16 protein-coding genes are annotated in these 16,345 nt (G+C 66.8%); 10 read left to right on the top strand and 6 right to left on the bottom strand.

Features of this window, described 5'->3' with window-relative positions; genetic code table 11:
* Positions 1–2: 2 nt before the first annotated feature.
* The gene (gene mltA / locus ASF09_RS14050; RefSeq protein WP_082444298.1) at positions 3–1,352 is read right to left on the bottom strand and encodes a murein transglycosylase A; all 1,350 of its coding nucleotides are present in this window, start codon (positions 1,350–1,352) and stop codon (positions 3–5) included.
* Positions 1,352–1,996 carry a Tim44/TimA family putative adaptor protein gene (locus ASF09_RS14045; RefSeq protein ID WP_156359370.1) on the bottom strand — a complete coding sequence of 215 codons (645 nt, stop codon included), beginning with the start codon at positions 1,994–1,996 and terminating at the stop codon, positions 1,352–1,354. Before ASF09_RS14045 ends, mltA begins: the two co-directional genes overlap by 1 nt.
* A gap of 174 nt (positions 1,997–2,170) precedes the next feature.
* On the opposite strand from ASF09_RS14045, the gene secB reads away from it, so the two are divergent.
* From secB to trpS, 3 genes are read left to right on the top strand one after another with little or no spacing between them, the layout of a single operon-like run.
* Positions 2,171–2,683, top strand: a complete 513-nt coding sequence (gene secB / locus ASF09_RS14040) for a protein-export chaperone SecB (RefSeq protein ID WP_056051217.1) — start codon at positions 2,171–2,173, stop codon at positions 2,681–2,683.
* A gap of 19 nt (positions 2,684–2,702) precedes the next feature.
* Positions 2,703–4,268, top strand: coding sequence for a murein biosynthesis integral membrane protein MurJ (murJ, locus tag ASF09_RS14035; protein ID WP_060526750.1), 1,566 nt, complete (start codon positions 2,703–2,705; stop codon positions 4,266–4,268).
* A 9-nt stretch (positions 4,269–4,277) separates the two neighbouring features.
* Entirely contained in the window at positions 4,278–5,285 is a 1,008-nt protein-coding gene (trpS, locus tag ASF09_RS14030) for a tryptophan--tRNA ligase (RefSeq protein ID WP_060526749.1), read from the top strand.
* Positions 5,286–5,536: 251 nt separating this feature from the next.
* Here the strand turns inward: trpS and dnaA are convergent, their stop codons facing one another.
* The 3 genes from dnaA to mutM form a co-directional block, all read right to left on the bottom strand.
* The gene (gene dnaA / locus ASF09_RS14025) at positions 5,537–7,030 is read right to left on the bottom strand and encodes a chromosomal replication initiator protein DnaA (RefSeq protein ID WP_060526748.1); all 1,494 of its coding nucleotides are present in this window, start codon (positions 7,028–7,030) and stop codon (positions 5,537–5,539) included.
* Positions 7,031–7,479: 449 nt separating this feature from the next.
* Positions 7,480–7,743: a 30S ribosomal protein S20 gene (gene rpsT / locus ASF09_RS14020; RefSeq protein ID WP_031394736.1), complete on the bottom strand. Its 264-nt coding sequence runs from the start codon at positions 7,741–7,743 to the stop codon at positions 7,480–7,482.
* Between the two features lie 107 nt (positions 7,744–7,850).
* Positions 7,851–8,666 (bottom strand): bifunctional DNA-formamidopyrimidine glycosylase/DNA-(apurinic or apyrimidinic site) lyase, encoded by an 816-nt coding sequence (mutM, locus tag ASF09_RS14015; protein WP_060526747.1) that lies wholly within the window; start codon positions 8,664–8,666, stop codon positions 7,851–7,853.
* A gap of 56 nt (positions 8,667–8,722) precedes the next feature.
* Between mutM and ASF09_RS14010 the strand changes: the two genes are divergently transcribed.
* The 7 genes from ASF09_RS14010 to ASF09_RS13980 are packed head-to-tail and all read left to right on the top strand — an operon-like array spanning position 8,723 to position 15,028.
* Complete coding sequence (locus ASF09_RS14010) at positions 8,723–9,487, top strand: class I SAM-dependent methyltransferase (protein WP_056051226.1); 765 nt, start codon at positions 8,723–8,725, stop codon at positions 9,485–9,487.
* 7 nt (positions 9,488–9,494) lie between these two features.
* Positions 9,495–11,027 (top strand): 2-polyprenylphenol 6-hydroxylase, encoded by a 1,533-nt coding sequence (gene ubiB / locus ASF09_RS14005; RefSeq protein ID WP_060526746.1) that lies wholly within the window; start codon positions 9,495–9,497, stop codon positions 11,025–11,027.
* A gap of 4 nt (positions 11,028–11,031) precedes the next feature.
* Positions 11,032–12,177 (top strand): hypothetical protein, encoded by a 1,146-nt coding sequence (locus ASF09_RS14000; RefSeq protein ID WP_060526745.1) that lies wholly within the window; start codon positions 11,032–11,034, stop codon positions 12,175–12,177.
* A gap of 10 nt (positions 12,178–12,187) precedes the next feature.
* Entirely contained in the window at positions 12,188–13,375 is a 1,188-nt protein-coding gene (gene coaBC, locus ASF09_RS13995) for a bifunctional phosphopantothenoylcysteine decarboxylase/phosphopantothenate--cysteine ligase CoaBC (protein WP_060526744.1), read from the top strand.
* Positions 13,372–13,809, top strand: coding sequence for a dUTP diphosphatase (gene dut, locus ASF09_RS13990; RefSeq protein WP_060526743.1), 438 nt, complete (start codon positions 13,372–13,374; stop codon positions 13,807–13,809). Before coaBC ends, dut begins: the two co-directional genes overlap by 4 nt.
* A complete protein-coding gene (locus tag ASF09_RS13985) occupies positions 13,806–14,270 on the top strand; it encodes a hypothetical protein (RefSeq protein ID WP_060526742.1) in 465 nt (154 codons plus the stop codon). The genes dut and ASF09_RS13985 overlap by 4 nt, the downstream gene beginning before the upstream one ends.
* Entirely contained in the window at positions 14,267–15,028 is a 762-nt protein-coding gene (locus ASF09_RS13980) for a HesA/MoeB/ThiF family protein (RefSeq protein WP_060526741.1), read from the top strand. The genes ASF09_RS13985 and ASF09_RS13980 overlap by 4 nt, the downstream gene beginning before the upstream one ends.
* Positions 15,029–15,335: 307 nt before the next feature.
* On the opposite strand, the gene galU is transcribed toward ASF09_RS13980, so the two are convergent.
* Positions 15,336–16,208 carry a UTP--glucose-1-phosphate uridylyltransferase GalU gene (gene galU / locus ASF09_RS13975; protein WP_060526740.1) on the bottom strand — a complete coding sequence of 291 codons (873 nt, stop codon included), beginning with the start codon at positions 16,206–16,208 and terminating at the stop codon, positions 15,336–15,338.
* Positions 16,209–16,345 lie beyond the last annotated feature (137 nt).

Below are 16,345 nucleotides of genomic sequence, written 5' to 3'. Positions count from 1 at the left end.
CGTCAGGGTTGAGTGGTCGGCCCGCCATATCGCGCCCCATTACCCTGAGCGTTCAGCCGCGCGACCGTCCCTATCGGCAGCAGCAGATACGCCGTGCCGCGTCCGGCCATGCCGCCCGCCGTCGCCTCCGCCGCGGCGCCCGCACCCCAGAAGGTGTCGAAACGATTGCTGCCCTTGATCGCGCCGCCGGTATCCTGCGCGATCCACAGGCCGCTCGCGTCCTGACGATCGAGCGACAGGAACACGGGCGCACCGAGCGGCACGAACTTGACGTCGGCAGCGGCGCTCACCTGACCCGTGACGGGCAAGCCGAGTGCCCCCAGCGGTGCCCCCTCCAATTCGCGGAAGAACACGAAGCTCTTGTTCTCGCGCATGATCGCCTGCCCGTCGGCGGGATGCGCGTGGAGCCACGCGACGATTCCCTGCATCGAGGTCTGGCCCGGCTGGAGCAGCCCGCGCGACTTCATCAGCGCACCGATGCCGGTGTAATCACGGCCGTTCTGCGTCGCATAGCCGATTCGCAGGATTTCGCCGTCGGGCAGCCGCAACCGCCCGGACCCCTGGATCTGGAGGAAGAACAGCTCGACCGGATCGCGCGCCCAGGCGAGGATCGGCGCACGCCCCGAAATCGCGCCCTGCTCGATCGCGGTCCGGTCGTAATAGGGCACGAGGTTGCTGCCATCGACGCGGCCGCGAACCTTCTTGCCCTTGAGCGCGGTCGAAAACGCGCCGAGATCGACATCGATCAGATCGTTCGGGCGACCATAAATCGGCGCGTAGCCATCGCGGCGATCGAGCGACCCAGCGATCTCGGGTTCGTAATAGCCCGTCGCGAACGCCTTGCCGTCACCGATCTGCGCGGTCTCGAGCCATTGCGCGAAGAACGCCCGGGCATCGCGACGATCGGTCGACGCCGCCGCGGTGCACGCCGGTTGCCAATCCGTACCCCGCGTCAGACCCGAGGAATCGTTTCGGCGCATCAGCGACGGACAGCTCGTCACGAACGCAGCCAGCGCTGCCTGCGCCTGCCCGTCGTCGATCGGCAGCGTGGCGACGGCCGGTCCCGGCACCACGCCGGCCGCTGCGGCATTCAAAGGCTCGATCGCAGGCACGACCGGCGCTGCCAGCATAGGCACCGCACCGACGATTCGCGCCGGCATCTGGATCCCGCGGATGTTCGGTGAAGCCCCGGTATCGCGCGAGGGATGGACGCGGACCGGTTCGCTCGGTCGATCGGCTGGGCGCCCGATCGGCCCCGGCCCGGATCGGGGCGGTTCGACGCCGCCGACGCACGCGCTCAACAGCAGCGCCAGTCCCAGGCCAGCGAGCCCGCCCCCCCTGAAATCGCGCATCAGGCTTCGTCGGTGTCCGCGAGCTTCCAGTTCGGATCGCTGCTCTTCAGCGTCCGCGCGAACGTCCAGACGTCGTGCGTCTCGACGGCGTCGGTCAGCGAGCCGGCGAGGACGACGCCCTCCGCGTCCCGCGTGACCGCCGCGATGTCCGCATCGAAGCGTACCGTGATCTGGGCGTCGCGCCCGGAAACGCTCGCATCCGCGATCACCGCGCGCTCGATCGACACCAGCCGGTTGTCGAGCACTTCGCCCGCCTCGCGACGCGCTGCGATCGCCTCTACGAAGGCGGCGCGGACGTCGTCGATCGCGAGATCGGCCAGCGCATCCTCGTCACCCTTCCAGAACGCTTCGAGGATCATGCGGTACGCGGCCTGCGACCCTTCGAGGAAGCGGCCGACGTCGAAGCCCGGCTCGCCCGCCACGATCGCGCGAAGCCCGGCTTCGGCCTGCGGATCGATATTGCGGTTGGCGACATCGCGCGGCTCGGCGACGGCATCGATCGTCCGCGGCACGGACACCGGCACCGGACGCTCTTCGGCCGCACGCGGCAACGGCTGTTCATGCCCGGTTCGCTTACCAAGCACGCTGTAAAGACGCATGGCGAGGAACCCGGCCACCATCGCGAGAAGAACTACGTAAAACAACGGTGCCTCCGATCTTGCGTCCAACATAGGCCAAAGCTGTGGTTATTCAAACCCGCGCCCGTTGAAACCCCCCCCCGGCACTGCTAATCGCACCGGCTCGACCGATGGGAACGCGCCAGCGATCCGGTTCGGTCCCGATTTTACGGCCTAGCCATAGCTTCAAGGACATGATGAATGGATGACCAGGATAACGGCGTGACGACGCCCGACCAGATGCTGGCGAACGGCGAGGACACGATCCCCGCTGCCGGGCTGATCTCGCAATACGTCAAGGACCTGTCGTTCGAGAACCCGAACGCGCCCGCCGTCTACCAGAACCAGACCCCGCCGGCGATCGACGTGCAGTTCAACATCGGCGCGGCGCAGGTCGGCGACGAAGTGCACGAGGTCGTGCTCAAGATCGACGTCCGCGCCGAGAGCGAGGGCCAGGTCGCGTTCATCGTCGACCTGTCGTACGCGGGCCTGTTCGGGCTGCGCAACATCCCGGCCGAGCACGTCCAGCCGTTCCTGCTGGGCGAGGCCCCGCGCTTGCTGTTCCCGTTCGCGCGCCGCGTGCTGTCGGATGCGGTGCGTGACGGTGGCTTCCCGCCGCTGCTGCTCGAGCCGATCGATTTCGGCCAGCTGTATCTGACTCAGTCGGAGCAGCAGGGCGTCCAGCCGAACGTCGGCGATTTCGGCCAGGCCTGAGCGACCGGAGGCGGAATACATGAACCTTACCAAAGCGCTGGGATCGGTCGGCGGGCTGACGCTCGCCAGCCGGATCCTGGGGCTGGTACGCGACTCGCTGTTCGCGCGGTTCGTCGGCGCGGGGTTCGCGTCGGACGCGTACCTGATCGCGTTCCGCCTCCCCAACATGTTCCGCGCCCTCTTCGCGGAGGGCGCATTCTCCGCCGCGTTCATCCCGATGTTCAACCGGAAGGTCGGCGACAAGTCCGGCCGCGGGCTGCCCGACGGGATCGCGTTCGCCGAGGATGCGCTGTCGGTGCTGCTGCCGACGCTGATCCTGATGACCGTGCTCTTCGAGATCGCGGCATGGCCGCTGACGTGGCTGCTCACCTTCGGCTTCAACGGCGCGAGCGCGGAGCGGTTCGACTATGTCGTGCACCTGTCACGGATCATGCTCCCCTATCTGCCGCTGATCAGCCTCGTGTCGCTGCTCGGGGGAATCCTCAATTCGCTGCACAAATTCTGGATCAACGCGGCCGCACCGATCCTGCTGAACGCGACGCTGATCGCCGCGCTGCTGCTGTTCCACGAACACCAGCCGCTGCTGACCGCGCGCAACCAAGCGATCGCGGTGACCGTGTCGGGTGCATTGCAGCTGCTCTGGCTGATCTACGCGTGCCGCGCCTCAGGCGTGAAGCTCCGGCTCAAGCGTCCGCAGCTCAACCCCGATGTGAAGAAGCTCATGTCGCTGATCTGGCCTGCCGCCGCCGGCGCGGGCGCGGTACAGATCAACCTCGTCGTGTCGACCGCGCTCGCCGCCGCGCTGCTGCCAGCCGGCTCGGTCTCGTACATCTATTTCGCCGACCGGCTGAACCAGCTCCCACTTGGCCTGATCGGGATCGGGCTCGGCACCGTCCTGCTGCCGACCATCTCGCGCCAGCTCGGTCGCGGCGAGGACGCCGAGGCGATGACCACGCAGAATCGCGGGATGGAGCTGGCGCTGTTCCTCACGCTGCCGGCGACGGTCGCGCTGATCGTGTGCGGCGGGCCGATCATCGCCGCGCTCTTCCAGCACGGCAAGTTCACCGCCGCCCAGACACTGCCCACCGCGCAGGCCTTGGCGGCGTTCTCGATCGGGCTGCCCTCGTACATCCTCGTGAAGGTCCTGACGCCGGGCTATTACGCGCGCTCCGACACGAAGACGCCGGTGCGCTATGCGACGATGTCGATGGTCGTGAACCTCGTCCTCAACCTCGCCTTCATCAAGCCGCTCGGTCACATGGGCCCGCCGCTCGCCACCGCGATCGCCAGCACGGTCAACGTCGCGATGCTGTACCGGACGCTGGTCCGTCGCGGGCACTTCACGCCCGACGCGCGGCTGCGCCGGCGGACGTGGCGGCTGCTGGTCGCCGCGCTGATCATGGGCGTCGTGATGTATTTCCTCAACGACCTGTTCCAGCCGTTCGTGACGGGCATCAGCATTCAGCGCTGGGGGGCGATGCTCGTGCTGGTGACGACCGGCGGTGTCGTCTATGCGATCGCGACCCTGCTCACCGGCGCGTTCCGGCTGGGCGACATCTCCACGCTTCTGCGTCGTTCCAAGTAAGGTTTCTCCATGCGCGTCGTTTCCGGCATCAAGCCCACCGGTAATCTCCATCTCGGCAATTACCTGGGGGCGGTGAAGCAGTGGGTGACGTTGCAGGACGACGTCGCGGCGCAGGGTGGCGAGTCGATGTTCTTCATCGCCGATCTCCACGCGCCGACCGAATGGATCGCGCCCGCCGAGCTCTCGTCGCACACGATCGAGGTCGCGGCGACGATGATCGCAGCCGGGATCGACCCGGCCAAGTCGATCCTGTTCAACCAGGCGCGCGTGCCCGCGCATAGCGAGATGGCGTGGCTGCTCAACACCGTCGCCCGGGTCGGCTGGCTGAACCGCATGACGCAGTTCAAGGACAAGGCGGGCAAGAACCGCGAGGGCGCGAGCGTCGGGCTGTACGACTATCCGGTACTGATGGCCGCCGACGTCCTACTCTACAACGCGACTCACGTGCCGGTCGGCGAGGACCAGAAGCAGCATCTCGAACTCGCGCGCGACATCGCCACCAAGTTCAACAGCGACTACGGCGTCGACCTCTTCACGCTCCCCGCGCCGCTGATCAGCAAGGCCGCGCCGCGGATCATGTCCTTGCGCGATGCGTCGGCGAAGATGTCGAAGTCGAACCCGTCCGAGCAGTCGGTCGTCAAGCTGATCGACAGCGACGACACCATCGCGGACAAGTTCCGCAAGGCGAAGACCGATCCCGACGTGTTGCCGGCGACGGTCGAGGAACTCGGCGACCGCGCCGAGGCGCGCAACCTGCTGACGATCTACGCGGCGCTGGCGGATAGCGACGTCGCGACCGTACTCGGCGAGTTCGGCGGCAAGGGCTTCGGCGCGTTCAAGCCTGCGCTGGCGGATCTGGCGGTGGCGAAGCTCGGGCCGATCCGTAACGAGATGGTGCGGCTACTGGACGACCGCAGCGCGGTGACCGCAGTATTGCAGGCGGGTGCGGAAAAGGCGCGCGCGCTGGCGGCACCGGTGCTCAAGCAGACGCAGGACGCGATGGGGTTACAGGTCTAAGGACCGCCCCCCGGTCCCGTCATCCTGACGAAAGTCAGGATCCAGAGCCATAAAAGCGCAGCGTCCGTAACTCTGGATCCTGACTTTCGTCAGGATGACGGCGATTTTTTGGTGTGCCGGGGAAGTTTATGGTCTGCCGGGTCCCGCGGCCACATGCCGCGATATCGCGCGCACTAGCGTGTTCCCCCGCGGAGGCGGGGGCCCAGTCTGGGCTCCCGCCTTCGCGGGAGAACAGGGAAGTACGTGCTAGCCTAGCCTTCCAACTCGCGCATCAACACGCGCACCGCGGCGTCGATATCCCGGTCCGAATCACGCAGTTCCTCGATCTTCCGCACCGCATGGATCACCGTCGAGTGATCCCGCCCCCCGAACTTCCGCCCGATCTCCGGCAGCGACCGCGTCGTCAGGCGCTTAGCCAGATACATCGCGATCTGCCGCGGCCGCGCGACAGCCCGCGCACGCCGCGCCGAAATCAGATCGAGCGGCTTCAGTTCGAAATGCGCCGACACGAGCTTCTGGATCTCGTCGATCGTCACGCGCTTCTGCGCGCCGCGCAACACTTCGCCCAACGTCGCCACTGCGAAGTCGAGGTCGATCGTGTCGCCCGTCAGCTGCGCATACGCAACGACCCGATTAAGCGCGCCCTCCAGCTCGCGGATGTTCGCGTGGATGCGCGCGGCCAGCAGGTCGAGCACGTCGGTCGGCACGCGCATGTCGGGCAGGTCGACCAGTTTCCGGTCGAGGATCGTCCGGCGCAACGTCAGGTCGGGCGCCTTGATGTCCGCAACGAGACCGACCGACATCCGGCTGACGATCCGCGCCTCGACGCCTTCCAGCGCCTGCGGGCAGCGGTCGGCGGAGATCACCAGCCGCTTGCCCGCCGCCATGATCTCGTTGACCGTATGGAAGAATTCTTCCTGCGTCGCGTCCTTGCCGGCGATGAACTGGAGGTCGTCGATCAGCAGCAGGTCGGCACCGCGCAGCCGCTGCTTGAACGCATGCGTATCGCGCGCGCGCATCGACGCGACGAAGTCGTACATGAAGCGCTCGGCGGACATGCACAGCACGATCGCGTTCGGATTATGCTCGAGGAACGCGTGACCGATCGCGTGCATGAGGTGAGTCTTGCCCTGCCCCGTGCCGCTGTGGAGGAACAACGGGCTGAACCGGACCGGGCCCGGCTCGGCGAGCACCTTGGCCGCGTTGAACGCCACCTTGTTCGACGGATCGACGACGAATCGCGCAAAGGTATAGCGCGGGTCGAGCGGCGGCCGCTCGGCCGGCACGCCGACTGGCGCGGAGGCCGCAACCGGCGTCGGCGCAGGCTTCAGCGACGGATCGACACCGAACTTCATCGAAACCTGCGCAGGCTCGGCGACGGGCTTGGGAGCCGGCTTGACCTCGACCGGCACCGGATCGGCGACGGGCTTGGCTGGAATGGCGTCGGCGACCGGCTCGATCGCGAGCACGACGGGCGCGCGACCCGGCGCCCGGGTCTCGATCTGGACGGTGCGGACGTGGGGCAGGATCTGCTTGAATTCGAGCACGAGTCGGTCGGCATAGTGATTGCGGACCCAGTTCGTCATGAACGCCGACGGCAGCGCCAGCCGGATCGTATCGCGATCGTCACCCGGAACGAGTTCGATCGGTTTCAGCCACTGCTCGAACAGGCGTGCCCCCGCCGACTCGCGCAAGGATGCACGCACGCGGGCCCAGGCCTTCTCGGCCTCGGTCGCGTGCGTCATTGATCCTTGCCACTTCGTCACGCGCACGCTTCTCCGACCCCGCGAGATTGCTCGCGCGGGTGATATAGTCCCGACAGAAAATGGTCCCCCGACGACCCCAAGGGTCATCCGGCATCTTCGCCCTGTGTGTTTGATGCAGCGGTGGAAACCACCGTCGCTGTGAGCCCCGTTATGAAGCGATCGGCGATCCGGGCAAGACCCCGACGCGTCACATTTTCGAAATAAAGCGGGTTGACTTGATCAAGCCGCGGAAATGCGTCGATATTTTTATAAGTGGCTGTGTTTACGTATTTTTTGCGAATTCAATCATTCCGTGACTTGACTTCGGACCACTCGAATCGCGGGGAATCCGTGGGTTACGCACCGTCGCACTTGGTTCCCTTCGCAGACGCAAAAAACCCGCCGGGAATGTCCCGACGGGTGATCCGCTTTCGACAGTGATCGGTCGCTTATGCGAGCCCGGTCACGGCCTTGGTCAGACGCGCGAACTTGCGGCTCGCGGTGTTCTTGTGCAGCACGCCCTTGGCGACGCCACGCTGCAGCTCAGGCTGTGCGGCCGCGAGTGCGGTGGTCGCTGCGCCCTTGTCGCCCGAAGCCAGTGCGGCCTCGACCTTCTTGATGAAGGTACGGATACGGCCGACGCGGTTGCCGTTCACTTCCGCGCGACGGTCGTTGCGACGGATACGCTTTTTCGCCTGCGGCGTGTTCGCCATGAAGCCCTCTGGATGTTCGAATGAATAAAAAGGGGCGCCGGATTGCTCCTACGCCCTCTCGAAGCCGCGGCCCTACCCACTTTGTCCTGGCCCGTCAACTAATAGGCTCAACCGCGTTGGCACTTCGGACACCAGAACGTCGAGCGCCCGCCCTCCGTCCGCCGCTTCACGGTAGCACCGCATTCGCACGCCTCGCCTTCGCGCCCATAGACGCGCCACTGCTTGGAGAAATAGCCGAGCTCGCCATCGGGCCGGACGTAATCGCGAAGCGACGAACCGCCCGCCAGGATCGCGGCGGTCAGCACCGTCCGAATCGCCTCGACGAGTCGCTCGAGTCGAAACAGCGAGATCCGCCCCGCCGCGCGTGACGGTGCGATCTTCGCCATGTGCAGCGCTTCGCAGACATAGATGTTGCCGAGCCCCGCGACGATTCGCTGGTCGAGCAGCATCGCCTTGATCGACGCCCCCCGCCCTTCAAGCGCTTCCAGCAGATACGCGGCGGTCAGGTCGGGGCCGAGCGGCTCCGGCCCCATGCTGAGGAACGGCGGGTAATTCGCGATGTCCTCGGTCGCCCACAGATCGAGAAAGCCGAATCGCCGCGGATCGTTGAGCGCGACCGTCCGCCCTGCCGCGGTGCCGATCAGCAGGTGATCGTGCGCCAGCAATTCGCTCGGATCGACTCGCCAGCGCCCCGACATGCCGAGATGAAACACGAGCGTATCGCCGCGATCGGTATCGATCAGCCCATATTTTGCGCGCCGCCCGAGCGTCGTTACCGTCGCCCCGGTCATCCGCTGGCGCAGGTCGACCGGGATCGCTTTGCGCAGGTCGGCACGACGCGGCTCGACCGAGGTCAGGCGCTGGCCCTTCAGCACGGGCTCCAGCCCGCGCACGGTGGTTTCGACTTCTGGTAATTCTGGCACGGTTTGCAGCTAGGTTGCGTTTGCTCGCGCCACAAGGCGCGGCTAGAGCGCAGGATATGAACGACTTGATCGCGCCCGCGCCCGCACTCACGCCCGATACCGTCTCCTTCGGCTACGAAGACATCCCCGCCACCGAGAAGACCGCCCGCGTCGGCGGCGTCTTCTCGAACGTCGCAGGCAAATACGACCTGATGAACGATGCGATGTCGGGTGGCATGCACCGCCTGTGGAAGGACCGCTTCGTCCGCCGCGTGAAACCGCGCGAGGGCGAGCAGATCCTCGACATGGCTGGTGGCACGGGCGACATCGCGTTCCGCATGGAGCCGTCGGGCGCATCGATCACGGTCGCCGACATCAACCCGCAGATGCTCGAAGTCGGCATGCAGCGCGCCCAGAAGCGCGGCATCGACGGCCTCGTCTGGACCGAAGCCAATGCCGAGACGCTGACCTTCCCCGACAAGTTCTTCGACGCCTACACGATCGCGTTCGGCATCCGTAACGTGACGGATATCCCCAAGGCGTTGCGCGAAGCCCACCGCGTCCTGCGCCGTGGCGGACGCTTCTACTGCCTCGAATTCTCGACCACCGTCTGGCCCGGGTTCGCCGAGGTGTACGACGCGTATTCGCACAAGATGGTCCCAAAGCTCGGCCAACTGCTCGCACAGGACGCCGACAGCTACCGCTACCTGATCGAATCGATCCGCCGCTTCCCCGACATGCCCAAGTTCAAGGGCATGATCGCGGACGCCGGCTTCGTGCAAACGAAGGTCGAGCCGCTTCTGGGCGGGCTTGTCGCGATCCACAGCGGCTGGAAGATTTGATCCAACTGTGACGGCTTCAACCACGCACGTTTGGCGTCTTCTGAAATGGGGTCGCATTCTCGCACGCCATGGAGCGCTGCGCGGGATCGAGCGCGACCCGAACACGCCTGCCCCCGTCCGCCGCCTCGCGCGGATCGCGCGGTTCGGGGCGCGGGTGCCGGCAGTGCCGCGCTATGCGGATGCGTTCCAGGCGATCGGGCCGGCGGCGATCAAGCTGGGCCAGACGCTCGCCACGCGCCCGGATCTCGTCGGCGAGGACGCTGCACATGACTTGCTGAGGTTGCAGGATCAGCTCTCCCCCGTCCCCTACGAGACGATCGAGGCGGCGATGCTGGCAAGCTTCGGCAAGCCGCTGGAAACACTGTTCTCGCGCATCGAACCGATCCCGGTCGGCGCCGCGTCGATCGCGCAGGTCCACCGCGCCGTTACCACCGACGGCCGCCAGGTCGCCGTCAAGGTCCTCCGCCCCGGCGTCGAGGACGATTTCGCGCGCGCGATCGACACCTACAGCTGGGCCGCAGCGCAACTCGAGGCACTCAGCCCCGAGGCGATGCGCCTCCGCCCCCGCCTCACGATCGAGACGTTCAAGCGCTGGACCTTACGCGAACTCAACTTCCGCCGCGAAGCCGCCTCCGCCTCCGAACTCGCGGAAGGCATGACCGCCGAGCCCGATTTCGTCATCCCCGCGATCGACTGGGCGCGCTCGACCGCGAAGGTCATGACGATCGAGTGGATCGACGGCATCAAGCTGTCCGACCGCGCAGCGCTGGTCGCCGCCGGCTACGACCTCCCCGCACTCGCGCAGACTCTGGTCCGCGCGTTCCTGCGCCAGGCGATCGCCGACGGGTTCTTCCACGCCGACATGCACCAGGGCAACCTGTTCGCGTTGCCCGGCAACCGCATCGCCGCGATCGATTTCGGCATCATGGGCCGGATCGACCGGCGCGCGCGCGTCTGGCTCGCCGAGATCCTCTACGGCCTGATCACCGGCAACTATAAGCGCGTCGCCGAGATCCATTTCGAGGCGGGCTATGTCCCCGCCTATCACGACGTCGGCGAGTTCGCGACCGCGCTGCGCGCGGTCGGSGAGCCGATGCGCGGGCTGCCGGTCAAGGACATGTCGATCGGCATGATGCTCGACAGCCTGTTCTCGATCACCCGCGATTTCGACATGGTGACGCAGCCGCATCTGCTGCTGCTCCAGAAGACGATGGTGATGGTCGAGGGCGTCGCGACCAGCCTCAACCCCGACATCAACCTGTGGGAAACCGCCGAGCCGTTCGTCCGCGACTGGATCCGCGGTGAGCTCGGCCCCGAGGCGATGATCGCCGAACGCCTGATCGCCGACGTCCAGACGCTGACCCGGCTCCCCGAACTGGTCCGCCGGATCGAGGCGCACTACCCCGCCCCCGGTGGCGCACCGCCAACGATGCCGCTGCGCGAGATCGAGGTCATCCGGATCGGTGGCGGCTGGCGTTACGGTCTGGTCGCGGTGCTCGCCGCCGCTGCCGGGGTCGCGACGACGCTGCTTCTTGGTTGAGGGCATGAAGACGCGCCGCGGCGCTCCGGTATGGACGACCGGCGCGACCCGGTTCGCGGGCATGCCGTCGGCGCACGCGCGGATCGGTATCGTGGTGTTGCTCCTGTTCCTGGCGGCGTGCCTCGGCGCGATCACCTCACCCGGTCCGCGACCGAGCAGCGCGTCCGGGATCGCCGCCGGTTCGGTGGCTGCCGACCCGCCGCCGCCGGGCCAGACCGACCTCCTGCTGTACCAGTCGATCGTTGCCGGGATCCGCGGCGGCTCGCCCTATTACACGGCCGCCGCCGAGGCGCAGCGCATGGGACATTACCCCCTGAAACCCTTCTTCGCGGTCCGCCTGCCGACGCTGGCGGTCGTCGAGGCGGCTCTGCCCCCGATACTGGTGAACCTGCTGCTGCTGGGGTTGTGCGTCGGAACGATCCTCGCCTGGGTCGCGCGGCTTCGTCCGGCGATGACCGGCTTGGTGCCGCTCGGTGCGGCGGGCTTGCTCGCCGTCGCGGGGCTCTTCGTAAACCTCGATCCGAGTTTCGTGGTGTTCCACGAGGTGTGGGCGGGCCCGCTGATCGCAGTGTCGCTCGCGCTGCGCCGTCCCGGCCACTGGTTGCCCGCGGTCGCGTTCGGGCTGTCGGCGATGCTGATCCGCGAGACCGCGTTGCTGTACGTCGCGATCATGGCACTGTTCGCGTGGCTCGAAGGCGAGCGCCGCGAGACGCTGGGCTGGCTCGGCGCGATCGTAATCTTCGCGGTCGTCCTTGCCGCCCACGCCCACGCGGTCTCGCTGGTCAGCGGGCCGCTCGACCGCGTGTCGCAAGGCTGGAACGGGCTCGAAGGGTTCGGGTTCTACGTCCGGCTCGCGACCATCTCGTCGGGCCTCGACATCCTGCCGCAATGGCTCGCTTCGCTGGTCCTCGGCATGGCGCTGTTCGGCTGGCTCGCGTGGCGTGATGCGGTCGCGACGCGCGCGCTGGTCGTGTTCGCCGCCTATGCCGCGCTGATCTCGCTGTTCGCGCGCAGCGACAATTTCTATTGGGCGCTGATGACCACGCCGGTGCTGCTGGTCGGGCTGGTGTTCGCGGTCGACGGCCTGCGCGACATGATCGCCGCCGCGCGCGATACGCGACGCATTACGGTGACGCGCGTTATCCGCTAGAACTGCGCAGATGAAACGCATCCTCCTGATCGTCGGGGGCGGGATCGCCGCCTACAAGGCCGCCGAGCTGATCCGCTTGCTCAAGACCAGCGGTCACGCGGTGCGCTGCGTGATGACCGAGGCTGCGCATCATTTCGTCACGCCGATGACGCTCGCCGCGCTCAGCGAGGACAAGGTCTACACGACGCTCTGGGACCTCAAGGACGAGGCGGAGATGGGTCATATCCAGCTCAGCCGGGAAGCCGACCTGATCGTCGTCGCCCCCGCGACCGCGGATCTGATCGCGCGTATGGCGAACGGCATCGCGAACGATCTCGCGACGACGCTGCTACTGGCGACCGATACGCGCGTGCTGGTCGCGCCGGCGATGAACGTCCGCATGTGGCAGCACGCGGCGACCGTCCGCAACGTGGCGCAGCTGCGCACCGACGGGATCACCGTGCTGGATCCGGACGAGGGAATGATGGCCTGCGGGGAATTCGGCCCCGGCCGCCTGCCAGAACCGCCGGCGATCGCCGCTGCCGTTCAGGCGATGCTGGCCCCGCCCCGCCCCGGCAGACTGGAGGGGCGCCATATCCTCGTCACCGCCGGCCCGACGCATGAGCCGATCGACCCGGTTCGCTACATCGCCAACCGATCCTCCGGCAAACAGGGGTTCGCGATCGCCGCGGCGCTGGCGGATCTCGGCGCGCGCGTCACGCTGGTCGCGGGCCCGGTCACGCTTCCCACGCCTGCCGGAGTCGACCGGATCGACGTCGAGACCGCGCGGCAGATGGCGAGCGCGGTCGACTCAGCGTTGCCGGTCGACACCGCCGTGATGGTCGCGGCGGTCGCCGACTGGCACGTCGACGCCGTTCCGCAGAAGATCAAGAAAAACGGTGCGACCCCGCTGCTGTCGCTCTCGGAGAACCCGGACATCCTCGCCACGCTCGCGCACGGCCCGCAGCGCCCCCGTCTGGTGATCGGCTTCGCCGCGGAGACCGAAAACGTGATCGAACACGCGACCGCCAAGCGCCTCCGCAAGTCGGCCGACTGGATCGTCGCGAACGACGTGTCGGGCGACGTGATGGGCGGCGCCGATAACAGCGTCCACCTGGTCACCGCAACCGGCGTCGAAAGCTGGGAGCGGCTGCCGAAGGATACGGTCGCCGCACGACTGGCGGACCGCATCGCCGATGCGCTAGAACCCGAATCATGATCGGGATCGAACTCAAACGCCTGCCGCACGGCGAAGGCCTGCCGCTGCCTGCCTATGCGACCGATGGCGCCGCCGGAATGGACGTGGTCGCTGCCGAAGCGCTGACGCTCGCGCCCGGCGACCGCGCTGCGGTCGCGACGGGGTTCGCGATTGCGATACCACCTGGTCACGAAGTCCAGGTCCGCCCGCGCTCGGGCCTCGCACTGAAACACGGCGTCACCTGCCTCAACACCCCCGGCACGATCGACAGCGACTACCGCGGCGAAGTGAAGGTTATCCTCGCCAATCTCGGCGGCGAGCCGTTCGCGATCGCGCGCGGCGACCGCATCGCGCAGCTCGTTCCGGCGGTCGTCCTGCGTGCGACGCTGACCGAAGTCGCGACGCTCGACGACACGACGCGTGGCGCAGGCGGCTTCGGATCGACCGGACGATGATCGGCGCGCTGTTCGCCCTTCTCCAGGTCGTCGCCCCCCCCGGTGCGATCATACCCACGCCTCCGGCTGCACAGACATCGCCCAGCACGCCGTCGAGCGGCGGGGCCTCTGCTGGCGTACCGCTGGCGCCGCAGGATTGGAGTGCCTTGCCCGTCCTGCGCATCCGCCAGCGCTCGACGACGCTCGCCAACACGTCTGCCTATGTGCACGGCGAAGTCATGGCCGGGCGGTGCGCAAGGGCGATCCGGACGACACAGGGCTGGACGCTCAGCATCGACCTTGCGGTGCTGATGACCCCCGATGGTCGCGTCCGGCGGATCACCCCGCGTGCGATCGACTGCCCGACGGTCGAGCAATATGCGGCCGGCGTCATCCTCGGCGCGCGCGATGCGATCGACGTTGTCGATACCGATACCGACACCTGGTATCGCACCAGCCTGACGTTCGCCTGGGGCGCATGATCCTCTCCGACGACGAACTCACCCGGTATGCGCGACATATCGTCCTCAAGGAATTCGGCGGCACCGGCCAGGCGCGACTGAAAGCCGCGACCGTCGCGATCGTCGGTGCGGGCGGGATCGGCTCGCCCGCGCTCCAGTATCTCGGCGCCGCCGGGATCGGTCGCCTGATCTTGATCGACGACGACTCGGTCGAACCGTCCAACCTGCAGCGCCAGACGATCTTCACGACCGCCGACACCGGCCTCGCCAAGGTCGACGCGGCGGCGGCGGCGGTCGGGCGAATCAATCCTCACGTCACGGTCGACGTGCACCGCACACGCATCGACCCGACCAATGCCGCTACACTGTTGGCGGGCGCCAACGTCGTGCTCGACGGATGCGACAATTTCGCGACCCGGTTTTGCGTCGCCGATGCCGCCTACGCGCTACGCATCCCGCTAGTGTCGGCCGCCGTCGGCCAGTTCGAAGGACAGCTCGCGACTTACCGCGGGTGGGAACTCGACAAGCCATGTTACCGCTGTTTCGTCGGCGACGATCCCGAGCGCGCCGAGACGAGCTGCGCGGAGGACGGCGTGCTAGGCCCCGTCACCGGCGTGCTGGGCAGTCTCGCCGCGCTCGAAGTCCTGCGCGCGATCGCACAGTTCGGCGACGATCAAGCGGGCAAGTTGCTGCTGATCGACCTGCTCGGCCTGCGATTTCGCACGATCCGTCTGCCCAAGGACCCCGGATGCCGCGGCTGCTCTGGGCAAATTTTTTAGGGCGTACCGCCCTATGTTGGGCTTGATGCCCCGGTTCCCGTCATGCCGACTGGTTCCAGCATCCACCGTTCTGCAAAATCGAGAGATCTAGATTTGTAGAACGGTGATGCCGGTCCAGTCGGCAGATATCCCCTTCCATGTACTTCTCCGTCATCCCCGCGGAGGCGGGGACCCAGATGCTCAAACGGTGGCGATCAGGTCGCGAGGTTTGCCAATATGGGTTCCCGCCTGCGCGGGAATGACCGTACATGTTTGACTGGATACGCGGCGAACCAGTCCCCGGTGACGGAGAGCCGATAAACCCGGGTCAGCCTTGCAGCAGGCCCTTGGCGAAGTCGCGGACTGCCGGACCGATATCGGCGCGCGACAGCGCGATGGCGAGATTGGCCTGGATGTAGCCGGCCTTGTCGCCGCAGTCGTAACGCTGGCCGTCGAACGTGAAGCCGTGGAACGGCTGGTTGCCGATCAGCTGCGCCATCGCATCGGTCAGCTGGATCTCGCCACCCGCACCCTTTTCCTGCGTCTCCAGAATCCGCATCACGTCGGGCTGCAGGATGTAGCGGCCGGGGATCATCAGGTTCGACGGCGCGGTGCCCTGCTTAGGCTTTTCGACGAGCGCCTTCACTTCGGTCAGCCGGCCATCGATCGCGCCGGGCGAGATGATGCCGTACTTGTCCGTTTCCGAATCGGCGACTTCGAGCGCACCGATCACGTTGCCGCCGACCTTGTTATACGCCTCGACCATCTGCTTCATGAAGCCCGGCTTGCCGACCATCAGCTCGTCGGGCAGCAGCACCGCGAACGGCTCGTCGCCGACGATCTCGCGCGCGCACCACACGGCATGGCCGAGGCCCAGCGGCTCCTGCTGGCGGACATAGACGGGCGAACCCGGCTTCATCCGGATATGGCTGATCGCATCGAGCGACTTGCCCCGCGCCTTCATCGTGGCTTCGAGCTCGTACGAGATATCGAAATGATCCTCGAGCGCGCCCTTGCCGCGGCCGGTGACGAAGATGATCTGCTCGATCCCCGCCTCGAGCGCTTCCTCGACCGCATACTGGATCAGCGGCTTGTCGACGACGGTGAGCATTTCCTTGGGCATCGACTTGGTCGCCGGCAGGAAACGCGTGCCGAGTCCGGCGACGGGAAATACGGCCTTGCGAAGCGGCTTGATCGTCATTCGGAGCTCCAATTATGTCGTCGAGGTCGTTTAGTTGCGGTGCACCATTTACCGATCGTTACGCACCCGCGCAATTCCGAACAGCCGACCAAAGAAACGCTGTAACCGGTTAGCGCGTCCTTAAATATCCTGGGCTA

It is taken from the genome of Sphingomonas sp. Leaf242, assembly GCF_001422045.1.
Taxonomy (GTDB): domain Bacteria; phylum Pseudomonadota; class Alphaproteobacteria; order Sphingomonadales; family Sphingomonadaceae; genus Sphingomonas.
The sequence above is the reverse complement of the archived record's forward strand: the minus strand, read 5'-3'. Positions and strand labels throughout refer to the sequence as shown.

Excerpts from the sequence above, each read along its gene's own strand:
- mltA (WP_082444298.1), bottom strand. The coding sequence starts at position 1,352 with ATGCGCGATTTCAGGGGGGGCGGGCTCGCTGGCCTGGGACTGGCGCTG.
- secB (WP_056051217.1), top strand. The coding sequence starts at position 2,171 with ATGGATGACCAGGATAACGGCGTGACGACGCCCGACCAGATGCTGGCG.
- murJ (WP_060526750.1), top strand. The coding sequence starts at position 2,703 with ATGAACCTTACCAAAGCGCTGGGATCGGTCGGCGGGCTGACGCTCGCC.
- trpS (WP_060526749.1), top strand. The coding sequence starts at position 4,278 with ATGCGCGTCGTTTCCGGCATCAAGCCCACCGGTAATCTCCATCTCGGC.
- dnaA (WP_060526748.1), bottom strand. The coding sequence starts at position 7,030 with ATGACGCACGCGACCGAGGCCGAGAAGGCCTGGGCCCGCGTGCGTGCA.
- rpsT (WP_031394736.1), bottom strand. The coding sequence starts at position 7,743 with ATGGCGAACACGCCGCAGGCGAAAAAGCGTATCCGTCGCAACGACCGT.
- ASF09_RS14010 (WP_056051226.1), top strand. The coding sequence starts at position 8,723 with ATGAACGACTTGATCGCGCCCGCGCCCGCACTCACGCCCGATACCGTC.
- ASF09_RS14000 (WP_060526745.1), top strand. The coding sequence starts at position 11,032 with ATGAAGACGCGCCGCGGCGCTCCGGTATGGACGACCGGCGCGACCCGG.
- coaBC (WP_060526744.1), top strand. The coding sequence starts at position 12,188 with ATGAAACGCATCCTCCTGATCGTCGGGGGCGGGATCGCCGCCTACAAG.
- dut (WP_060526743.1), top strand. The coding sequence starts at position 13,372 with ATGATCGGGATCGAACTCAAACGCCTGCCGCACGGCGAAGGCCTGCCG.
- ASF09_RS13985 (WP_060526742.1), top strand. The coding sequence starts at position 13,806 with ATGATCGGCGCGCTGTTCGCCCTTCTCCAGGTCGTCGCCCCCCCCGGT.
- ASF09_RS13980 (WP_060526741.1), top strand. The coding sequence starts at position 14,267 with ATGATCCTCTCCGACGACGAACTCACCCGGTATGCGCGACATATCGTC.
- galU (WP_060526740.1), bottom strand. The coding sequence starts at position 16,208 with ATGACGATCAAGCCGCTTCGCAAGGCCGTATTTCCCGTCGCCGGACTC.